This is a genomic window from Lentilactobacillus otakiensis DSM 19908 = JCM 15040, assembly GCF_001434145.1.
Lineage (GTDB): Bacteria > Bacillota > Bacilli > Lactobacillales > Lactobacillaceae > Lentilactobacillus > Lentilactobacillus otakiensis.
Map to the genome: position 1 here is coordinate 30,150 of NZ_AZED01000008.1, position 16,612 is coordinate 46,761.

Consider the following 16,612-nt stretch of genomic DNA (forward strand, 5'->3'; position numbering starts at 1 on the left):
TCAAATGCCTCCAGCCTTCCTCAAGTTAAAGTACTCATTTAAAATTCGACTACCTACTATAATAGGAGGAAAAACATGGATGAAATTAAACATGATCTTCAAAACCCATCAAAAGCAACGCATGAAGACTTATTCGGCAGAGGAATTACCTATCTCTGCATTGGCTTTGTGAGCTTGCTGGTTATCTCAATTTTGTACTTCATTACGACCCGTGGTTTAGCAACCTTCACCACTAACCACGTGAGTTTGTGGAAATTCTTATCAGGCACCAACTGGAACCCATCGTTATTAGACAAACACGGCAATCCCCAAATCGGTGCCTTGCCAATGATCGTCACCTCATTCAGCGTGACCGTTCTCGCTGCAGTGGTTGCAACGCCCTTTGCACTGGGAGTTGCCCTGTTCATGACCGAAATTGCGCCGGAACGAGGGACTAAAATTCTTCAACCCGTAATTGAACTATTGGTTGGGATTCCTTCAGTTGTTTATGGTTTTATCGGCCTGTCAGTCATCGTGCCACTTATCCGTCATTCATTCGGTGGTACGGGTTTCGGAATTCTCGCCGGAACGCTGGTACTGTTCGTCATGGTTCTGCCGACGATCACTTCGCTGTCAGTTGATAGTATCAAAGCCGTTCCCATGTTTTACCGATCCGCATCCTTGGCGCTTGGCGCGACGAGATGGCAGACTATTTACAAAGTTGTTCTGCGTTCCGCAACCCCTGGAATTTTAACAGCGGTTATCTTCGGAATGTCACGCGCCTTTGGTGAAGCACTGGCTGTTCAAATGGTTATTGGTAACGCGGTTTTGATGCCTCATGGTTTATTGACCCCGTCATCAACTTTGACCAGTCAATTGACCACTGGGATCGGAAACACGACCATGGGAACTCTACCAAATAACGCACTTTGGTCACTAGCACTGATCTTACTGTTAATGTCATTAGTCTTTAATATCTTAGTTAGAGTCATCGGGAAGCGAGGCGCACTGAAGAAATGAACTCAAAAACAAGCAATAACATTGCGACTGGCGTGATCTATTTCTTGGTTGCGTGCGTCTTGGCAATCCTGGTCTTCCTGCTTGGTTATATCTTAATCACAGGAATTCCCCACGTTTCCTGGCATTTCTTAACCTCAGCTGCTCAATCCTTCGCAGCGGGTGGTGGTATCCGGGATCAATTATTTAACTCCATGTACCTGCTAGTTCTGACATTGATCATTTCGTTCCCAATTGCCCTGGGTTCTGGGATTTATTTATCAGAATACGCCCCAGATAATTGGGTGACAGGGGTGATTCGGACCGCTGTCGAAGTTCTTAGTTCACTGCCTTCAGTTGTTGTTGGATTGTTTGGCTTCCTATTATTTGTGGTTAACTTCCACATGGGATTCTCCATCCTGGCTGGTGCGATTGCGCTGACGTTCTTCAACTTACCACTGCTAACCAGAAGTATCGAAGAATCATTGCAGGACGTGTCGGAACTTCAGCGGGAAGCCGGGTTATCACTTGGGTTGTCACGTTGGAAAACGATCACCGGGATTGTCCTTCCTGCTGCCTTACCAGGGATTTTAACTGGAATCATTTTGAGTGCCGGCCGGGTATTCGGTGAAGCCGCTGCCTTGATTTACACTGCCGGGCAGAGTGCCCCAACCGTTAATTACGGTGACTGGAATCCGATGGACAGCGCGAGTTTTCTAAACTTCATGCGTCCAGCTGAAACGTTGGCAGTCCATATCTGGAAGGTTAACACTGAAGGGGTCACCCCCGATGCCGCCGCTATTTCCAGTGGCGCATCTGCCGTATTGATCGTTGTCATTCTGTTATTCAATCTGTTAGCCAGAATGCTTGGCCGATGGTTGTATAAACGCATGACAGCAACGAAGTAGGAGAATATTATGCAAGAATATGATTACAATCAAACACACATTATCGATATTCCATTAGAAAAAGCGATGACGACTGAGAATCTGCAGGTGTTTTACGGTGATAACCATGCCATGCATGATGCCACCCTGCAATTCCCCCGTCATCGAATCACCGCGTTAATTGGGGCATCTGGTTCTGGTAAGTCAACATATCTCCGCTGTCTGAACAGGATGAATGACCGAATTGCCACGGTTAAAGGCAAAATTATGTATCGGGATATGGATATCAATTCAAACAATATCAACGTTTATGAAGTCCGGAAGCACATCAGCATGGTGTTTCAACGGCCCAATCCATTTGCTAAATCCATTCGTGAAAATATCACCTTTGCGCTGAAACGTAACGGCATCAAAGATAAGAACGAGCTGAACAAGCGAGTCGAGGAAAGTCTAAAAGCCGCCGCTCTCTGGGATGAAGTCAAAGATGATTTGGATAAAAGTGCCTTGGCACTCTCAGGTGGCCAAGCCCAACGGTTGTGCATTGCCCGTTGTGTAGCGATGAAACCGGATATCTTGTTGTTAGACGAACCCGCCAGTGCTTTGGATCCTATTTCTACCGCAAAGATTGAGGAAACTTTGATGCAGCTGCGGGAAAATTACTCCATTATTATTGTGACCCACAACATGCAGCAGGCTTCGCGAATTGCCGACTATACGGCATTCTTCCACATGGGTCACGTTTTGGAATACGATGTCACTGAAAAAATATTCACAACACCACAAATAAAAGCGACCGAAGATTACATCTCTGGTAACTTCGGCTAGGAGGATGGACAATAATGCCAAAAATAATTACAAGTAAAGATGTCCATTTGAGTTACGGGCCCAAAGAAGCGCTCCACGGCATCAGTTTGGACTTTGAGGAACATGATATTACTGCATTGATCGGTCCGTCGGGCTGTGGGAAGTCCACTTATTTGCGTTGCCTGAACCGGATGAATGATTTGATCAAGGGTGTGAAGATCACTGGTTCCATGAAACTTGAGGATCAAGATATCTACGCTCCCGGGACTGACATCGTTGATTTGCGAAAACGCGTGGGGATGGTGTTTCAACAGCCCAACCCATTTCCGTTCAGTGTCTATGAAAATGTGGCTTATGGTTTACGACTCGCCGGCGAAAAGGATAAACATGTCTTGGACGAACGAGTTGAAACTAGTCTGAAACAGGCTGCCATTTGGGACGAGGTTAAGGATCACCTGTATGAAAATGCTTTGTCGTTTTCAGGTGGTCAGCAGCAACGAATTTGTGTTGCCAGAGTGCTGGCGGTTCAGCCTGAAGTGGTGCTATTGGATGAACCGACCAGTGCCTTGGACCCGATTTCAAGTGCCAAGATTGAGGATACTCTGATGAATATCCGCGACCAGTATACGATCATCATTGTGACCCATAACATGCAACAGGCTTCAAGAATCTCTGATAAGACGGCGTTTTTATTGAATGGCGATTTAGTGGAGTTCAGCAAGACCGAGAAGATGTTTATTCACCCTGATGATGAAAAGACCAGTGATTACCTGAACGGAAAGTTTGGCTAGGAGGACTATATATAATGAGAGAATTATTTGATGATGAGTTAAAAAAACTGCACGGACGCTTTGTGGAAATGGGATTGACGATTAGTGAACAGATTTATAAGTCAACCACGGCATTCATTGAGCATGACAAGAAAGCTGCTCAGGAAGTGATTGATGCCGATGAGGAGACTAACTCAGATGAAATGAAGTTGGAAAAGCAGGCATTAAGTCTGATTGCCTTACAGCAGCCGGTTGCGACCGACTTTCGTGTCATTATTAGCATCTTGAAGGCCAGTTCTGATTTGGAACGAATTGGTGACCATGCCGTTAGCATTGCCCGTGAGACCATTCGGGTGAAGGGTAACCCACGGATTCCAAAGGTTGAAAAACAGATTGCCAAGATGACTGAGGAAGTCCGAAATATGTTGGAAAGCGCTTTGGATGCTTATGTAAAGAGTGATGCTGACGCTGCAAAAACGCTGTCAGACAACGACGTCAAAGTGGATGAACAATACTTGGTAATCAGGGATGCCATTACTGAAGCGGTTCAATCTGATACTGCAACGGTGACTGCCAGTGCAAGTTATTTTATGGTCATCAAGCTCTTGGAACGAATTGGTGATCACATTGTCAATTTAGCCGAATGGATTGTCTACTCAGCAGCTGGCCAAATTGTTGAATTGAACCCTGGTAAGTCAAATCCGGAGTTGGTGGACAAGCTGTATTCAGAGGCAATTGTGAAAGACAAGGGAAAAGGGAAAGATAGCAAGTAAGTGTGTTAATCAAAATAAGACCGGAGATCCGCATTGACTGCGGGTTTCCGGTCTCTATTTTTAACTTCAATTAATATGATGTTACTTTGCAACAACAATTCGGCCAGCATGCTTTGAATCTAGCAACTGATGGCCTTTGATCACGCCATCAAGGGTAAATGGCAGTTTGTAGCCAATGCGAATCTTCAGCTTGCCTGCTGCCATCAGTTTCAACATGGTATTTAAAGCATCGTCATCCGAAATCTCTTGAGTGGGATGAATGTGGTTGAAGTGGACGGTTTTGTCGGTCTCGGCTTTACCATCGGCCACACTGGCAACAATGCCGCCGTCTTTGACGATCTGGCCATCGCTTTCGTAGCCGTTACCGTTCAGTGCTGCATCAATCACAACATCAGCTGTATTTGCCAGAACTTCGGCTGGATCTTCTTTGTCATAGGCAACATATTGATCAATGCCCAGTGATTTGACGTATTCTTCATTCGTACTGGAACCAATCCCAATGACTTTGGCGCCAACATCCAGTGCGATTTGAGCAGCTAATGAGCCAACCCCACCAGAGGCACCCTTCACTACAACGGTTTGTCCAGGTTGGACTTTGCCGAATAAGTGAACGCCCTTATAGGCAGCGAGTCCAGGGGTCACAATCCCGGCAGCGGCGATGTATGGGATACCGCTGGGGATCAGCACAGTATTCGAGTCTTCACCAACTGAGTACTCCGCGTATGATTCATGACCATGGGCAACGACTCGATCGCCAATATCAAACCCGGTCACATCTGCGCCGACTTTTTCTACGAATCCAGCCACATCACGGCCGGGAATCGTTCGCTCATCTGTCGACCCAACCTTTCCAGCCCGACGTAGCGCTTCAATATTATTTAAATTAAAGGCTTCAGTTTTGATCAAAATCTGGTTGGAATCGATTTTCGGTGTCGGAACTTCGTATTCTTGAAATACTTCTGGACCGCCGTTTTTTTCGTAGCCAAATGCTTTCATCATCATCGCTCCTTCATTTGTAGGTTTATACAAATTCAGTGTAATTCATATGCATGTGAAAGCAATTAATTTGAACGTTTAATATACATAAGTGTAATGTTAAGCTAATCTGCTAAGCGGCGTTTTTGGCTGACAACCGTTTCCGGATGGCTCTGTTGAGCACAAACAAGAATCCGAGCGAGAGGACCGCAAAGGCGACCGACCCAATACTGATGTGATTCAATCCAACGATTCCAACCAAGCTCGAAGCCGTCGCGGATCCCAGTGAAATCCCGAAGTTAAAGAAAATCGAACTGAGGGATGATGCGAAGACCAGTGACTGTGGATAATCTTTTTCGGCAATGTTGAGGAAATGAATCTGCATGGGTGAGTTGATGATCGTGACAATTAATGTCAGGACCATCATGATCGCCAGCCCTGCGATTTTACTATGGAGCGCAAAAGGAAAGACAGCCAACAGGGCAATATCAGCCACGTAAAAGATTGGCATTTTTTGCAAACTATTTGGTTTTTCCGCCATCATGCCCGAAAGTCGATTGCTAATGATACTCATGATCCCAATGATGAACAGCAGCCAGTTCAAGCTTTGAGTGCTGAATCCCATTGAGGTTGTGAGCAGTGGTCGGATATAAGTATAGTAGCCGTACATGGTGGCGGCGGTGAATAACACCAGGAAGACACCATAGTAGATCCGAGGGTCCAGCAAAATGGTTAGTTGGTTCTTAATCGTACTCTTGGTTTGTTTGACTTTCTTTGGCAGAATTTGTGCTAATAATAGGAAGGTAAAAATACTAATGATCGAAATCCCCCAAAAAGTGTAGCGCCAGCCAAAGCTCGTGCTGACTGCAACTCCAATTGGTACACCAAAGACCGAAGCGATACTGAAACCGGCAAAAATCCATGACACCAGTGATGCCCGTTTATCCCGTGGGGCGATCGTGCTGGCGAAAGTCATGATCAATGAAATGATCGAGCCGGCCGTCGTGGCAGTAATAATTCGAGACGCCATCATGGTGAGGTAACCCACCGAAATTGCACTCAGTGTATTGCCGATTAAAAAGACAATCATCAGAGTAAGCAAGGTCTTGTATCGACTATACCGACTAGTCAGAATCGTCACAAAGGGTGTGCTGACGGCGTAAACCATCGCAAAGATCGTCACCAGATAACCCATAGTTGAGATGGGGGTGTGGAACTGCGATGAGAGGTCTGGCAGAATCCCGACCACAATAAACTCATTACATCCCAACATAAAGGCGACGAGAATGAAAACTAACGATTGAATCTTATACTTTGTCACTTGTAAGCCCTCCAGACGGCAAATTGTTTCATGTGAAACTTCCTATCAAATCATAGCACATGAAGGGCATAGATAGTGAAGTTACATCGTGATTGTGCCTGCTGTCAAGAAGTCAGTGAACTTCTCAGTAAAGACGAGAAGGCTCCTAAGGGCGCGGTTGCCGTTAACTAAACTAAATATCAGTAAAAATTAACGCCCGATCGTTTTTGATCGGGCGTTTTTGGATGGAGATTGAAATATTGAATTATATAAAATATTTACACTTGAGTTTAGTAGGAACGTTGTTAAGTAGTTAGTTGTCTCTGTGATTATTATGTGTATGAATGCCTAGTGAACAATTGCGGTCACTTTAGAAACACGGGTCGCCGTATAACGTTGGTAGTAGTACGGTTGATGCTTGGGTTCGCTATTATCATCGGTCTTTGTATAGCCAATCTTTATCTTACTCCAATTTTTATTAGGTGTAATAAAGATCCATACGGCAGTAGATAAATCGTCATCGTCTGCACCATTGAGTAGGTATGTTCCGTACACATGAGATGACAGCATCCATTTGCATCTAAGGGTACCATTGACTGTATTCTTTATCACAAAGCCATCCTTAGTGGCATAAAAGTACATGTGTGTTTTTGTAGCGTTAGTTCCTCGAGAAACAGTCGCCGACCAGTATTTACCCTGAATTGGCGCTGGAATGCCATCATGGGTTTCGCTAGCATTTGCGGTTGAGCTGAAGGTAACTGCAACAAATAGTATTCCTAAAAGTGATATGATCCATTTCGTAAAATTGTTCAAAATGATTTCCCCCTGTTGACTAATTGATTCCCCAAATTTTGGATTAGTTCTGTTAGTGTAACTTGTCAATTAGTTTTTGAGAAAATAATTGTGAAAAAAATTCCTCAAATATTTTTCTTCTTGAGTTGATTCTCCGCATATATGGAAGGAAAAAGCAAAGCTTATTCCAACATACCGTTATGTATTGAACAAAGTATTATAATGTTTTTGTAAAGTGCTATAACCAGAAATGGGTACAATAAATGTAACCCGAGAGCAAATTATATTTTGGGGGAATGGATGATGAAAATGAATCACATAGTTCGGGAATTGTTGGTAACGCTTTCGGTAGCTGGAATACTATTAGGGGGATCCGTTGGGGTTCATGCGGCCGATGTCAACACAAGCAATCAACCGCTTGCTCAAAATTCGACTACATCACCTGCAGTGAACCAATCTGCAGACGTTAATTCTTCGTCACAGTCGGCAGGTATTAACCAAACATCTAATAACAATTCGACTGTGCCAACTGTAAAGAAAGACGTAAGTCTCGAGAGTGATGTGGGGACATCAGCCCAAACGCCCAAAGAGAAGAAGAGCGTTTCTCGATCAACAGAATATAAAGAAACCACGACCAACTATAAGGTTAAGAAGAATAAGCATGGCAAGAAAACTGTTAAGCAGCAAGTAATTCGAAAACAGGTCGCTAAGAATACCAAGAAGGCTAAGCAGCCGAAGCCAGTTAGTGACAATTCAACTACCACTCCGAAGACTGCCCCAACTAGTCCAGCGACAAGTAATGATGCTGCCGAACAGACTAATACGCAAAGTACTCAGACACAACCGACAATTACTCCGGCCGAAGCACAAGCTAACCAGGATGCTCAAAATGCCAACATTCAGCTGCAGCCACAGTTAACGGAATCTCAAATTTCTGCTAATCAGGGCCAAGCAGTTTATGACATTACCGGAGCCTTCTCGAATGTAGTGGGTCAGGGAACGGCAATTGTTAATTCAATCTGCGAAGTCATTTCGACCATCAGAAACTTGCTTTAAATTGATTTAGAGGGGGATAATAATGGTGAAGCCGAACAGGTATTTGTTTAGAGCTTTTAGTTTAGTGGGTATTTCGTTACTGTCATTGTTGTTGGTCAGCACCACAGGTGCGTCAGCCCATGACTTGAGTCAGTATACTCCGGTTACGACTGACCAAAACCAGAATAACAACAGTGACAATAACAATAACGATAATAATAACAACGATAACAATAATAATGGTGGAGGCGGCTATATTCCGGGAGGAATTCCTGGAGGTGGAAGCAGTAATAATAACAATGGTGGTGGAATCTCTGCTGGTGGTGCAACTGCGGGGGCAACATCGGGTGCGAATGCATCAAGCGGGATAGAATCTGGAAGCAATCAAACAAATGGTTCAAATGAGCAAAAGCAACCAGTAACCAACACCGATTCTCAAGGCGGTGATACCTCTACAAGCAGCATGCAAAGTTCTCAAGGAGACCTGCCATCGAATCAAAGCAACAACACTGGGAATGATGCCATACGCTCTGCTAAATCCAATCCTAAAAACAAGTCTAGGTCAGAGAGTATGGGCGCATATCAACAAGTCAATGGAAGAAACCGGTCTTCAAGTAAGTCAGACAATGATTTTGTTGTTGACAACCCCAATCCATTTCCAGAGCCATCTCATACTTGGAAGAAGTGGTATAGTCAGAGAGGACAGACAACATCAAAGACCACAAAAGATTATGAAGTATACGCAGCTGGTATGCTTGGTGACTATGGTCCTAAACCGGGTAAAAAAGTACAAATGATTAAGGTGACTTTAAGCAGGAGAGGGCGGTCTAAGAAGTCACTGCTTGTTAGGGAAATCCAAAAGGTAAATAAGAAAAAGATATTGTATTATACGGTGACACATTATTTGGATTATGATTCGGCTGATAGATATGAGCTATCCAAAATTAAGTATTATTTGGATATACATCATAAACACTATGTTGGACTTTCTAAAGTGATTGAAACGCGCAGATTATAAGGAAATGAGGTAAAGTCATGACAAAAAGATTGAATCTATTTTTTCTCATCATTTCAGTTGTTGGACTTGGACTTTTAAGCCCAGTGCAGCATAAATCATTTGCCAGTTCAACTTGGAAACCAGCATATTCAGATATGCTTGGTAAGCCATATAAACACAAGGTTGTGAAGTATAGTCCCACTGGGTGGGGAAATTATGAAGGTGGCTACCGAAAGGAATACTTCAGTTCGGATAAGCACATTCAGTATAGGTATTTGTTGAAGTCTCGGACAATGGTTTATCGGTACAACAACCACGACAAGCTGCTGCAGTCAAAGTATAATTACTTAAAGATTGTGATGCGACATGGCCACAAGACGCCTGAATATTCATACTATTACAAGCTTGGCCATCATAAGTGGGTTTATTCAGTGACATATAAATATTGGCTACGAGGTCCGGTTAAGTATTAGGCAACTTCTTAGCCAAGCAATCATATTTATGAACACTGAGAGGAATCCGCAAAGTTTACAGACATGATTCTTCGTTGATAACGATCACGTGGTTAGTGTAAGGGGATAAAAATGAAAAAAACATTCTATCGAACACTTTTATTAATCGGCACCGTCTTTGCTGGATTCTTAGCTTTTGCTAGCCTTCATCCACAAGCTGCCACATGGCATCAATATAGTCCCAAAATTATGGGATATGCAAAAAAGCAACGCATAATCAAATACAATGGAAGTAATTGGTGGAACTACGAAGAAATTTACTTGAAAAAGTATTTTAAAGATACCCAATCTACCAAGTATCAGTACAATCACAAATCCAGGAAAATGATTATTCGATATGTTAACCCATCCAAATCTTTGGGAGTTAACACAAAATATAACTACCGGAAGCTGGTGTTTCATGGCAGCAAATCCCAACCGGTGATTCAATACTATTACAAGCTTGGAAATCAGAAGTTTCAATTCTTGTATACAATCAAGTATTGGATGTTTCACCCAATTAAATATTAGATGATGGATGGAAGCTTACATCGGTAATGAGGTGAATTATATGAAACGTACGTTTATTCTGAAGCTGTTGTTGCCACTTTCTTTTCTTGCATTTGTATTATTAACGCCTATAGAAGCTTCCGCCAACACTAACTGGAAGCATCTTGATATGAATTCTCTTGGATATGCCTCTAAGCAAAAGGTACTCAAGTACAATTCTGTGAACTGGGGTGAGTTTGAGGGCGATCGCCAGGACTTATTCAAAGATACCAAGCATGTAGAGTACAAGTACACGAAGCACTCAAGAACCATGGTGATGCGCTATAAGAATCCACAACGTTACTATTTGAAAACAAAGTATAATTACCGGAAACTGATTTTTCGACATGGGCACCAAACACCCATTATCACATACTACATGAAGGTTGGTCATGATAAGTGGAAGTTTGTGAACACGATTCAATTTTGGATGAAGAAGCCAATTAAATATTAGCTACAATAGAAGCCTCAGAGTTTGCACTGGGGCTTTTGTCCTGGTTAAGTGTTGGCTTTATTTCGTTGAAGACTAATGGACCGTTGAACAACAGCATCAACTTAAAGACCGTGTCGTATTAGAAGGGATAGAGAATGGCTAAGTTTATTACTATGAAGTTTCATGGAATCAGCATGTTAGTTTTATTATTAATTACCTTATATTTATGCTACATTTCTCTTCAAAATGGTATTAATATTTGGTTCGCTGCAGCTACTTATACTGATCAAACGACTTCATTGGTTGAAAAAATTACTTGGTTTTTCCGTTACTATGGTGTTGTTATTTCGCTTTTATGTATTGCAACCCTTTGGATTTTGAAGTTTAATGGAATTATTGTAACGATCGCCATGGTAATCTATCTCCTATTGTTAGCAAACATTGATGCGCCAGATGGCTTCTTTGACACGCCTTCCAGCTTCGTTGTTCCTTGTCTCGTCGTCTTGTTTGTCATTATAATGGCTATCTCAAACTTTTTGCGGCAAAATAGCTGCTGAAGGTTATTGATCCAACTTAATTTGAATATGATGCCGTTCGGCTAACATTTATGTTCTATCCACTTAGGTATCTTACAATCTTCATGCAAAACGACTCAACACCTTATTAGATGTTGAGTCGTTTTGCTGTCTATTGGAAACATAACAACTGCTCGGAGCTGATGTGCGCAAATATCAGGAGTGCCATGTTCTGATAGCGATAGCCGGTTCGCTCCGAGATAAAACCCATGTGGTACTTGTCTGCCAAATCAGTAAAGGTTTTGATCGAAGTCCAGCGGTTAATATAGCGATCCCTTAATAGATCGGCGAGTAATGCTGTAGATTCATCAACTTGGCTCATCTTGTCTAACGCTTCAATTCTGATTTGGCATTCATGCTGTGCCCGGTCTGAGGAATTAGAAATGGCTTTGATTTTCCAATCCTTGTATTCGTTTAGGTAGGCCTTGGCATTTTGGATGGTGCAGGCGCGATTAATCATGGTGATCTGGGTAACCTCCTTCCTTTAGATTTTTGGAAAAGGAATAAGTCATCTTTATTATACGAACGTATGTTCGACAAAGCAAGAACAACTTTTGAGGTGGATTGGCAGTAAGGTGGCAGTATATTGGCAGTTTTGCCCGGAATTTCTGGGTTACACTATGTTTGTCAAATCGATTTGATGCATCATTCGCCGATTTAATGCCGGAGTTGAATTGGCTAACAAAAAATACATTTAAAGAAAGAAGATTTTAATTATGACAGAAGCATCATTGGAATATCACATCACGGATAACGGTAATGGTATTTTGGAAAAGAAAGTTATTCAGAAGTTTTACATTGGTAGTAAATATTTTTACGCACTACAGCTACAGGCTAGTAATAAAATGAACGTTGTTTTTTCAAGAGGCTTGTTGCCAACTGATGGTTCTAACACAGTTATCATGACTGATAAAATGTTACTAACCAATTTTGGACATTCTCAGACTCTTGAATATTACAAGGACCCGATTGACGGTCAGGATTACTTTTGGGTTGCCATGAACAACAAAAACACCCCATCATCAGACGAATATTGGGCTACCCAAATTGGAAAGATTCAATTTGTCGCTAATACAACTTTGGATTATACTCAAGCGCCACGACTGACAAACTTAGTCGCAGCAAATGCTAAAGGAAAAGCGCCATTTTCTATTGCACGTGCTGACGGTGCTCTATCGTCAACGCCGACGGCTAATCGAACAGATGGCGGTAAGCAACGACTAATGTTCATGACTAGTAACGCCACTGATGACAAGGGCAGTTATCAACTATCCGCATATAATGTGGATACAATTAATGCAAAGCTGCATGCATCTGCGTCTGGAACAGTCTCATGCGCTGATCTCACAAGTAATCTTGTTAGTGCTTACGTCCAAAAAGCAGGTTCTTTCGAGGTTCCAAATAAATCGTGGCAAGGCTTAGAATTTGCAGATGATAATTCTGTATATATTTCTGGTGGCCATACAGGAATGACGCCTAAAATTATGAAGGGTAATTGGCAGTTTACCAAGCAGCAAACGGTTAGCTCATCTGATGTTGATGACATCAAAGACGTTGAAACTGAAGGAATTCAACTCAAAGGAAGTAAAATCTACGTTGGCCTTGAATTTCACGGTAACTCTGATCCACATCGCGTCTATTCTATTAGTAAATCTGATTTTACCTTTTAGTAAGTACAAGAGATCCCATGAGATAGGTTTCTAAAGTAAATCAGGCTCAGTCAAAAATTTTGACTGAGCCTGATTATTTGGTTCTTGAAAGAGCTTGGTTACTTGAATTCTTATGATTTAACATTTATTCCGGAATTGCAATGGTAAATCCAGGAGCTTCATCATCGATAAGACGGTGAGGATTATTGTAATAATAAATGCCGATTTGATATTGGGTCAATGCATTCCGCTTTGTTTGACTGTAACTTTTGTCTAAACCAGCTTTGATTAACTTAAACCGAGTGTTATCGGAGATATTTGGCTTGTAAAATCGTTTATTAAAGTATTTTTGGACAGTTGGAAATTCAAGAATATTTTTATACCCATCAACCCTAGGGCTTGCCCATGCCCAAGGACTGGCTCCATCTGCAGCCTTGGTAAGTTGAATTGATAAATGAGTATTCGGGAATAGTTTTAAAACCTCGCGAGTTAGTTTTTGTGAAGGTGATTTTTGAACATAATGTAAATATTCAGAATCGGTGTTGAAATAACGATAATAAATATTGTTGAGTTGTTTGTAGTTTGGATTAATACCAGGAGTTAGATAACTATGCCAGACGATCCCACGTATTTTACTGGCTTCATTACCATTCGGGGTGATTCCTTGAATATAGTAATAAAGTGATTTTTTTGAATTGTGGGACAAGATCAAGCTTTTGCCATAATATCGCCAACTATAATTCTTATACTTTCGTAAGTTAGCTTTAGCTTTTGTATGGATACCGTTCCAAAGATAAGTATTCTTGGAATTATTAGCCAAGTGATATGCAACGTTAGCGTTGTTACCAGTCATCCTTTTGACGACCGTGTAGCCAGAATCAGCTTTGGCATTGATCATAGTTGTGGTATAACCAACGATCAGACTCGAAATAATTAATGCAAACATCTGAGATTTCTTTAAACTGAACATTTTCTTGGTCATTGTTAACATCCCCTCATGTTATTTATCCTTTGTATACCTGATCACGAGCTAGACTTGAAAATTAAAGATGCTCACAGCTCGTATGTTTGCGATGGCTTATATCTCTACTTGCTAATTGATGGACACAAAACGGATGGCCTAATCGAGTCACCTGTTTTGGATTTAATCATGTGAAATTAGTTGTCTTCTGGTAATTGATTTGGATTATTACCTTTAGATTCATTAGGATTATGTCCCTTCGTTAAATAACCACGCCAAACCCAACCTGTATTGTGTTGACCATCCACTTGGTAATACACACGCTTTTTAGATCCCTTTTGAAGAACCCAAACATCAACCACATTCCAAGTTTCGTATGGATATTTATTTAAGTTGGAATGTTTGCTAACTGTAGGTATTTTCCAAAGAATGGCACTCTTCTTTGGATTTTTAGTATGGTAAGGGACTCCTGGATAGGCTCTTCCCTTAATAACTTTCCACCCCGATTTAAGAACGATTCGTTGCTGTGCTGATACGGGCATAGTTGTGACCGGGAGCACAATACCAATCACAAAGACACTCAAAATTATAGTTAACAAAATTCGTTTCTTCATTCAGCTTTCCTCTTTTCAAATTGATTGTAGCTTGAAAGACACAGCGATAAATGACTTAAATGTTTCATGAGGCACTTTCATCACCATTCAAAAACCCATCATAATAACTGACTGGCTTATAAAGGTAAGGCAAGACTTCAGTATCGTTATCATTAAACGACTGAATTTCACGTTCGTTCTCTGACGACCACCAAGTATCATTGCCGCTGGTTTTTAAGACTGATTTGGCAAAGGTCATGTGGATTTGGTTGCCCGGATTGAACGTGGGATTGTTGAATAAAACTTGATACTGGCTTTGCCAGTTACCATTTTCGTAATGGTACTGGGTAAAGCCGGAACTTGAAACCCGCCGATAATACTGAGACTTGGATGTATCGATGAGTTTTAAGATTTTGCTTTGATGAACGGCGTAACTCACATTATCTTGAAAGGTGGGTGCGACGTACCAAATACCATCTTTCAAGGTTGGCTGAGTATTGGACAGCTTCAAGATGTTGCTTGTGGGAACGTATCGTAACCAACGATTCAAATCAACGAGCGAGAGGTTGTGGTTGGGGCCAAAGCCGTTACCATAAACGTGGGTGATTGGACCGTTGCTGTAGGTTGCCACTTGAGCGTTGGGATCAGCGAAGTCAAAGCCGCGGCCACCGAATGGCATGACCGATACTTGATTAACGTCATAGTTGGCGATTGGCTTGGCACCGTTTGGTAATTTAGCTAAATCCAAGACTGCTGAAAAGGCGTTGATTTCTTCCCAATTGCCACTGGTGGCGTTGCCGTTGAGGATTCCGATCATTGGCACGCGTACCCAATGCTTTGGTGCGTAATAAACCTTGCGCATGATGATGCGAGCACCGTTGTGGTTGCCATAGTTCAGCATTTCAGGAAGATAGGAATGACGCTTCTTCAAAAAATTAAGGGCTCGCTTTTGGTCGCTAAAGGATGGTATTTTGGCAAAACGACTGATGCCATCCTGGTTAATCTTACCGTGAATTCGAGCCGAAGAGGAGTAGATGCCGGAAGCATTCCATTGGTCAATGTTCCGGGATGCACCACGGCGGAATGCCCGGTTGGATAGCAGCACGTTTAAGGTTGGGTAACTGTAGAAGCCGCCCTTGTAGTATTTGCCTTGAATCAGCTGTCCATGCCAGACATAACCCTTGATTTTATTATTAGCGCTGTGAACGTAATAGTAACTGCCAAAGTAGTTGTGGGTTTTGATGGTCACCCGCTTGGTTGAGTAGAGATTGGTTCGTGGATAGTTCTTTAAGTTGTGGAGCTTCTTATTATAAGCAGCGTTCCACACGTAAATATTCTTGCCGGAGTTGGGCAGGAATGATGTCTTTTTAAATGTTTTATTAGTGGTTATTTTAGTTTTCGCATGAACAGAAGTTGCCGGTTGCACTGCGAACATTGAGATTGCGGCCAGCCCGGTAATTGCTCCCGTCAAGATAATTGACTTGTTCATGAAATCCCCCCTTGGCCACATTATATGCCAGAAGAAGAACCCATGCCAATTTCACGGACCGTTTCAAATGTTTCATGTGAAACACCGACGATGAAAAGCAGGCAACGAGTTTCGCGCTCGTTGCCTGCTTTTTTTCGATTCAACAGATGTTACTTAACGTCGTAATTGAATCCTTGTAAATACAATTGCTGACAAGCAGAAATATTTTCTGTATAATAAATGGTACAATTAAGTTAACAAAGGATATTAAAATGGAAATTAGTAAACAATTACGATTCTATCGTTCTCAAAACCATTTAACTCAGGATGCAGTTGCCCACGCGTTGAATATTTCAAGGAAGACTGTTTCAGGCTGGGAAAACGGGCGAAGTAAACCTGATATTGTCTGTACTGCCAAGCTCTGCCGATTGTATGGAATCTCATTTGAAGAATTGATCACGGCAGGCAAGCAATAGAGAAACGCTCCCTGCCAAACATTTACCCACTTTTTACAATTATTTTGCCGGTAATTTACGTCACCCAAGTACACTAAAGTTGAATCAGGAGTGGTTATCAGGGACTATC

The 16,612-nt window shown here is 42.0% G+C and carries 20 protein-coding genes; 13 read left to right on the top strand and 7 right to left on the bottom strand.

All coding sequences use genetic code 11. The features are described from left to right. The first annotated feature begins 75 nt into the window (after window positions 1-75). Genes pstC through phoU form a run of 5 tightly spaced genes read left to right on the top strand, consistent with a single transcriptional unit; the run spans window position 76 to window position 4,209 of the window. On the top strand, window positions 76-999 hold the full coding sequence (gene pstC, locus FD05_RS02950; RefSeq protein WP_020281656.1) for a phosphate ABC transporter permease subunit PstC: 924 nt from the start codon (window positions 76-78) through the stop codon (window positions 997-999). Beyond that, window positions 996-1,883, top strand: a complete 888-nt coding sequence (gene pstA, locus FD05_RS02955; RefSeq protein WP_020281657.1) for a phosphate ABC transporter permease PstA — start codon at window positions 996-998, stop codon at window positions 1,881-1,883. The genes pstC and pstA overlap by 4 nt, the downstream gene beginning before the upstream one ends. A gap of 9 nt (window positions 1,884-1,892) precedes the next feature. Further along, window positions 1,893-2,687, top strand: a complete 795-nt coding sequence (gene pstB, locus FD05_RS02960; RefSeq protein ID WP_020281658.1) for a phosphate ABC transporter ATP-binding protein PstB — start codon at window positions 1,893-1,895, stop codon at window positions 2,685-2,687. Between the two features lie 14 nt (window positions 2,688-2,701). Beyond that, the gene (pstB, locus tag FD05_RS02965; protein ID WP_020281659.1) at window positions 2,702-3,457 is read left to right on the top strand and encodes a phosphate ABC transporter ATP-binding protein PstB; all 756 of its coding nucleotides are present in this window, start codon (window positions 2,702-2,704) and stop codon (window positions 3,455-3,457) included. Window positions 3,458-3,471: 14 nt separating this feature from the next. Further along, a complete protein-coding gene (gene phoU / locus FD05_RS02970; protein ID WP_020281660.1) occupies window positions 3,472-4,209 on the top strand; it encodes a phosphate signaling complex protein PhoU in 738 nt (245 codons plus the stop codon). Between the two features lie 81 nt (window positions 4,210-4,290). On the opposite strand, the gene FD05_RS02975 is transcribed toward phoU, so the two are convergent. From FD05_RS02975 to FD05_RS02985, 3 genes are all read right to left on the bottom strand, one after another. Further along, the gene (locus tag FD05_RS02975) at window positions 4,291-5,205 is read right to left on the bottom strand and encodes an NADP-dependent oxidoreductase (RefSeq protein WP_020281661.1); all 915 of its coding nucleotides are present in this window, start codon (window positions 5,203-5,205) and stop codon (window positions 4,291-4,293) included. Between the two features lie 112 nt (window positions 5,206-5,317). After that, window positions 5,318-6,505: an MFS transporter gene (locus tag FD05_RS02980; protein ID WP_020281662.1), complete on the bottom strand. Its 1,188-nt coding sequence runs from the start codon at window positions 6,503-6,505 to the stop codon at window positions 5,318-5,320. Window positions 6,506-6,832: 327 nt separating this feature from the next. Next, the gene (locus FD05_RS02985) at window positions 6,833-7,297 is read right to left on the bottom strand and encodes a hypothetical protein (RefSeq protein ID WP_039933136.1); all 465 of its coding nucleotides are present in this window, start codon (window positions 7,295-7,297) and stop codon (window positions 6,833-6,835) included. Window positions 7,298-7,576: 279 nt separating this feature from the next. On the opposite strand from FD05_RS02985, the gene FD05_RS02990 reads away from it, so the two are divergent. From FD05_RS02990 to FD05_RS03015, 6 genes are all read left to right on the top strand, one after another. Beyond that, a complete protein-coding gene (locus tag FD05_RS02990; protein ID WP_020281664.1) occupies window positions 7,577-8,332 on the top strand; it encodes a hypothetical protein in 756 nt (251 codons plus the stop codon). Between the two features lie 22 nt (window positions 8,333-8,354). Then, window positions 8,355-9,329 (top strand): hypothetical protein, encoded by a 975-nt coding sequence (locus tag FD05_RS02995; protein ID WP_020281665.1) that lies wholly within the window; start codon window positions 8,355-8,357, stop codon window positions 9,327-9,329. Between the two features lie 17 nt (window positions 9,330-9,346). Next, the gene (locus tag FD05_RS03000) at window positions 9,347-9,781 is read left to right on the top strand and encodes a hypothetical protein (protein WP_020281666.1); all 435 of its coding nucleotides are present in this window, start codon (window positions 9,347-9,349) and stop codon (window positions 9,779-9,781) included. 111 nt (window positions 9,782-9,892) lie between these two features. Then, window positions 9,893-10,330, top strand: coding sequence for a hypothetical protein (locus tag FD05_RS03005; protein ID WP_020281667.1), 438 nt, complete (start codon window positions 9,893-9,895; stop codon window positions 10,328-10,330). Between the two features lie 40 nt (window positions 10,331-10,370). Next, on the top strand, window positions 10,371-10,802 hold the full coding sequence (locus FD05_RS03010; RefSeq protein WP_223602640.1) for a hypothetical protein: 432 nt from the start codon (window positions 10,371-10,373) through the stop codon (window positions 10,800-10,802). Between the two features lie 134 nt (window positions 10,803-10,936). After that, window positions 10,937-11,338, top strand: a complete 402-nt coding sequence (locus FD05_RS03015; protein WP_020281669.1) for a hypothetical protein — start codon at window positions 10,937-10,939, stop codon at window positions 11,336-11,338. 130 nt (window positions 11,339-11,468) lie between these two features. Here the strand turns inward: FD05_RS03015 and FD05_RS03020 are convergent, their stop codons facing one another. Continuing rightward, complete coding sequence (locus FD05_RS03020) at window positions 11,469-11,816, bottom strand: hypothetical protein (RefSeq protein WP_020281670.1); 348 nt, start codon at window positions 11,814-11,816, stop codon at window positions 11,469-11,471. Window positions 11,817-12,072: 256 nt separating this feature from the next. Here FD05_RS03020 and FD05_RS03025 point away from each other — a divergent pair, with 256 nt between their 5' ends. Continuing rightward, window positions 12,073-13,026 (top strand): helveticin J family class III bacteriocin, encoded by a 954-nt coding sequence (locus tag FD05_RS03025; protein WP_020281671.1) that lies wholly within the window; start codon window positions 12,073-12,075, stop codon window positions 13,024-13,026. A 124-nt stretch (window positions 13,027-13,150) separates the two neighbouring features. Here the strand turns inward: FD05_RS03025 and FD05_RS03030 are convergent, their stop codons facing one another. The 3 genes from FD05_RS03030 to FD05_RS03040 form a co-directional block, all read right to left on the bottom strand. Then, a complete protein-coding gene (locus tag FD05_RS03030) occupies window positions 13,151-13,987 on the bottom strand; it encodes a hypothetical protein (RefSeq protein WP_039933138.1) in 837 nt (278 codons plus the stop codon). Window positions 13,988-14,163: 176 nt separating this feature from the next. Then, window positions 14,164-14,580 (bottom strand): hypothetical protein, encoded by a 417-nt coding sequence (locus FD05_RS03035; RefSeq protein ID WP_039933140.1) that lies wholly within the window; start codon window positions 14,578-14,580, stop codon window positions 14,164-14,166. Between the two features lie 64 nt (window positions 14,581-14,644). Continuing rightward, window positions 14,645-16,048 (bottom strand): hypothetical protein, encoded by a 1,404-nt coding sequence (locus FD05_RS03040; protein WP_020281674.1) that lies wholly within the window; start codon window positions 16,046-16,048, stop codon window positions 14,645-14,647. Between the two features lie 251 nt (window positions 16,049-16,299). Here FD05_RS03040 and FD05_RS03045 point away from each other — a divergent pair, with 251 nt between their 5' ends. Continuing rightward, a complete protein-coding gene (locus FD05_RS03045) occupies window positions 16,300-16,503 on the top strand; it encodes a helix-turn-helix transcriptional regulator (RefSeq protein WP_020281675.1) in 204 nt (67 codons plus the stop codon). The last annotated feature ends 109 nt before the right edge of the window (window positions 16,504-16,612 follow it).

Excerpts from the sequence above, each read along its gene's own strand:
- pstC (WP_020281656.1), top strand. The coding sequence starts at position 76 with ATGGATGAAATTAAACATGATCTTCAAAACCCATCAAAAGCAACGCAT.
- pstA (WP_020281657.1), top strand. The coding sequence starts at position 996 with ATGAACTCAAAAACAAGCAATAACATTGCGACTGGCGTGATCTATTTC.
- pstB (WP_020281658.1), top strand. The coding sequence starts at position 1,893 with ATGCAAGAATATGATTACAATCAAACACACATTATCGATATTCCATTA.
- pstB (WP_020281659.1), top strand. The coding sequence starts at position 2,702 with ATGCCAAAAATAATTACAAGTAAAGATGTCCATTTGAGTTACGGGCCC.
- phoU (WP_020281660.1), top strand. The coding sequence starts at position 3,472 with ATGAGAGAATTATTTGATGATGAGTTAAAAAAACTGCACGGACGCTTT.
- FD05_RS02975 (WP_020281661.1), bottom strand. The coding sequence starts at position 5,205 with ATGAAAGCATTTGGCTACGAAAAAAACGGCGGTCCAGAAGTATTTCAA.
- FD05_RS02990 (WP_020281664.1), top strand. The coding sequence starts at position 7,577 with ATGATGAAAATGAATCACATAGTTCGGGAATTGTTGGTAACGCTTTCG.
- FD05_RS02995 (WP_020281665.1), top strand. The coding sequence starts at position 8,355 with ATGGTGAAGCCGAACAGGTATTTGTTTAGAGCTTTTAGTTTAGTGGGT.
- FD05_RS03000 (WP_020281666.1), top strand. The coding sequence starts at position 9,347 with ATGACAAAAAGATTGAATCTATTTTTTCTCATCATTTCAGTTGTTGGA.
- FD05_RS03005 (WP_020281667.1), top strand. The coding sequence starts at position 9,893 with ATGAAAAAAACATTCTATCGAACACTTTTATTAATCGGCACCGTCTTT.
- FD05_RS03010 (WP_223602640.1), top strand. The coding sequence starts at position 10,371 with ATGAAACGTACGTTTATTCTGAAGCTGTTGTTGCCACTTTCTTTTCTT.
- FD05_RS03015 (WP_020281669.1), top strand. The coding sequence starts at position 10,937 with ATGGCTAAGTTTATTACTATGAAGTTTCATGGAATCAGCATGTTAGTT.
- FD05_RS03020 (WP_020281670.1), bottom strand. The coding sequence starts at position 11,816 with ATGATTAATCGCGCCTGCACCATCCAAAATGCCAAGGCCTACCTAAAC.
- FD05_RS03025 (WP_020281671.1), top strand. The coding sequence starts at position 12,073 with ATGACAGAAGCATCATTGGAATATCACATCACGGATAACGGTAATGGT.
- FD05_RS03030 (WP_039933138.1), bottom strand. The coding sequence starts at position 13,987 with ATGACCAAGAAAATGTTCAGTTTAAAGAAATCTCAGATGTTTGCATTA.
- FD05_RS03035 (WP_039933140.1), bottom strand. The coding sequence starts at position 14,580 with ATGAAGAAACGAATTTTGTTAACTATAATTTTGAGTGTCTTTGTGATT.
- FD05_RS03040 (WP_020281674.1), bottom strand. The coding sequence starts at position 16,048 with ATGAACAAGTCAATTATCTTGACGGGAGCAATTACCGGGCTGGCCGCA.
- FD05_RS03045 (WP_020281675.1), top strand. The coding sequence starts at position 16,300 with ATGGAAATTAGTAAACAATTACGATTCTATCGTTCTCAAAACCATTTA.